At 39.6% G+C, this 3066-nt stretch carries 2 protein-coding genes and 1 other annotated feature; both genes read right to left on the bottom strand.

What is annotated here, in order from left to right; translation table 11 throughout:
• Window positions 1-1184 (bottom strand): glutamate-5-semialdehyde dehydrogenase (locus tag AC1DTM_RS21320; protein ID WP_477000815.1); only part of this gene is annotated, 1184 nt, incomplete at its 3' end.
• Window positions 1185-1287: 103 nt separating this feature from the next.
• Window positions 1288-2391 (bottom strand): glutamate 5-kinase, encoded by a 1104-nt coding sequence (gene proB / locus AC1DTM_RS21315; protein WP_016105201.1) that lies wholly within the window; start codon window positions 2389-2391, stop codon window positions 1288-1290.
• Between the two features lie 145 nt (window positions 2392-2536).
• Window positions 2537-2747, bottom strand: a binding site (T-box leader).
• Window positions 2748-3066: the final 319 nt, after the last annotated feature.

The following is a 3066-nucleotide window of genomic DNA, read 5'->3' as shown; positions in this document are numbered from 1 at the left end:
ATTGGTCCCCTTACGTGTAGTTTTTGCGTACTGATGCCAATTTCTGCGCCGAAGCCGAATTCAGATCCATCTGTAAAACGAGTCGATGCATTATGGTAGAGTGCTGCGGCATCAACAGATGTGAAAAACTTACTGACGTTTTCCTCGTTCTCTGTAATAATCGCTTCGGAATGCATGGATCCATACGTATTTATGTGATGAATCGCTTTTTCCGCTGAGGAAACCACTTTAACTGCCAGTGTGAGAGATAAAAACTCTGTTTCCCAATCTTCTTCTGAAGCTAATGCAATAGAAGAATCAATTGCCAATGCTTTATTATCACCACGTAGCTCCACGCCTCTTTCCTTCAAGGAAGAAAACAGCTCGCTACCAAATTGCTGCGCCCAATTCTCATGAAGTATAATCGTTTCAATTGCATTACATACAGATGGACGCTGCGTTTTTGCGTTTATAATAATATCAAATGCCATTTGTTTATCCGCTGTTTCATCAATGAAAATATGACAATTTCCCGCACCTGTTTCAAGTACTGGAACAGATGCTTCTCTCACTACAGTATCTATTAACTGCTTGCCGCCTCTTGGGATAAGAACATCCAAGTACTCATTCAATGTAAACAACTGCTTTGCACTATCGCGCGTTGTATCTTCTATGAGCTGTACGCTTTCTAGAGGCAAACTTGTTTGTTTGAGCGCCCGGTGAATAACGCTAACGATAGCTTTGTTAGAATGAATAGCAGAAGAACTACCACGTAGTATTACTGCGTTTCCTGTTTTTAAACAAATTGTAGCCGCATCCACTGTTACATTCGGTCTTGCCTCGTAAATCATTCCGACAACACCAAGTGGTACACGCATCTCCTGAATAGATAATCCATTTGGTCGTTCCCATGCACTTACACATTCTCCAACAGGATCACGTAAATCAATTAGTTGCTTAATACCTTCAGTCATATCAATGATACGCTGTTCATTCAGCATAAGACGATCAAGAAGAGAGTCAGAAAATCCTTTTGCCTTACCTTCTTCGATGTCCTGTTTGTTTCCCTCTAAAATATAAGCTGTTTCTACTATCAACTGATCAGCAATCGCGGCAAGTGCTTCGTTTTTTTGATTTGTAGATTTAAGCACAAGTTCTCTAGCGATTTTTTTCGCTTTTTGTCCCTTTGCTAACACTTCATTCATTTTCATTTCCTCCTTTTTTAAGGTTAATCAGTATAAAATCCGAGATCTTTTTAACGCTAGTAATGCACTATCCTACCTATTAGAATTAGAGCGGTCTCTATTCTTAAAATGAAACCCAATGATCTCTATGGATGACTTCATAGCTATGCCTTTCCCCTCTTGCTTGAATATCTTGGCTCTGCATACCTTTTAAATCCCTTAGTTCCTCTGCACTGTATCTGCATTGTCCTTTCCCTATTACGTGCCCTTGTTGCGTGATTACCTCCACAACTTCATCGACTTGGAAAAATCCTGACACATTAGTAACACCAGCAGGAAGAAGACTCTTTCCATGTTGAATGATGGCAGTGGCTGCCCCGGCATCTACTTCAATTTGTCCGCTAACAATCGAATGTAGTGCGATCCATTGCTTGTTCATCTTAATCACTTTTTGAGGAGCATTCCCGATATATGTTCCATCACCTTTGCCCTTCATAACATCTAAAAACTTCTCCTGTCCACATCCCGTTCCGATAAATACACTCACTCCAAGAGATAGTGCCGTCTTTGCAGCATCGATTTTTGATTTCATACCGCCAGTCCCAAGTTTTGAGCCAGCATCTCCTGCAAGAGAAGCAATTTCTTCCGTTACCTCAGGAAGGAAATAATATTTTTTCGCATCCGCATTTTTCTGAGGATTTTGGTCATATAAACCGTTCACATCTGTAAAAATCATGAGCATATCTGCCGAAACAAGTCCGCTTACTAAAGCTGACAGCATATCATTATCACCGAACGTCAACTCTTCTAAAGAAATGGAATCATTTTCATTGATTATAGGAAGAGCAGAACGGTTTAGTAGCTCTCCTAAAGTAGCGTAAGCGTTACTGTATTGTTCTTTTCTAGAAAAATCATTTCTCGTTAGTAAAAGTTGTGCAGTAACAATACCATATTTACGGAATTCCTCCGTGTATGCCTGCATTAATAAACTTTGCCCGACAGCGGCAGCAGCCTGTTTCCCTTTAATTGTCACAGGTCTGCTAGGATACCCTAGAGCAGAAAAACCTGCAGCGACCGCCCCAGATGTAATCAACAAAACTTCATGTCCTTCCTCTTTCAATCGTGCCAATGCAGCAACGTGATCTGAAAGCTGTTCTTTACAGATGCCTCCATGACTCGCTGCCAAGGAACTACTCCCAATCTTTACAACAATTCTTTGCTTTCTCACTTTTTTATCCCCCAAGTCTAAAATCAAAGTTTTTCATAAATTACACTTCTATCCATACAGTGTGCATCGATTTCTATCCTCATCAATGCTGCACCTATAGTATTAAAGGGCAAAATAAAAATGACCGCTTCGCCCTTAATAAAATAAAAAGGACGAAACGGTCATTGTTCCGCGGTACCACCTTAATTGATATACATAGATATCCACTTGGCGCCTATAACGCAGGCGTACGCCTAAACTTTCATTTAAGACTCAGGGATAGGTTCGATACATTCTATACGAGGAATCTTTCAGCCGGTGAATTCCACTCTCTTTCGCAAGAAGACATATGTACTATTTCCCTTCAACGATTTTCAATTTAATTTTTTTATATTATGCTATATAGTTCCTTTTTGTGTCAAGAGGTATTTTGCAAAATGAATATGATGACAAGTTTCTTGTATGAGATTACGGACATACTGGATGATAGTGAAAATTGATATAACTATACTCATATTCATAAACATAAAATCTTTTGAAAAATCTCTCCTGTCATTCATGCGATTAATAACATATATTGTTCTCCATACCAAGGTATATAAAGTGAAACTTTAATCAGTGGGGGTTTTGTTCATCCCCCACTGATTATTAGCCCTCACCAATCGGGCGTTTACGGGCAGTTGATCTCCCACAAAT

Source organism: Bacillus sp. P4_D3 (assembly GCF_056401855.1).
This window is presented reverse-complemented; position numbering and strand designations above follow the sequence as displayed.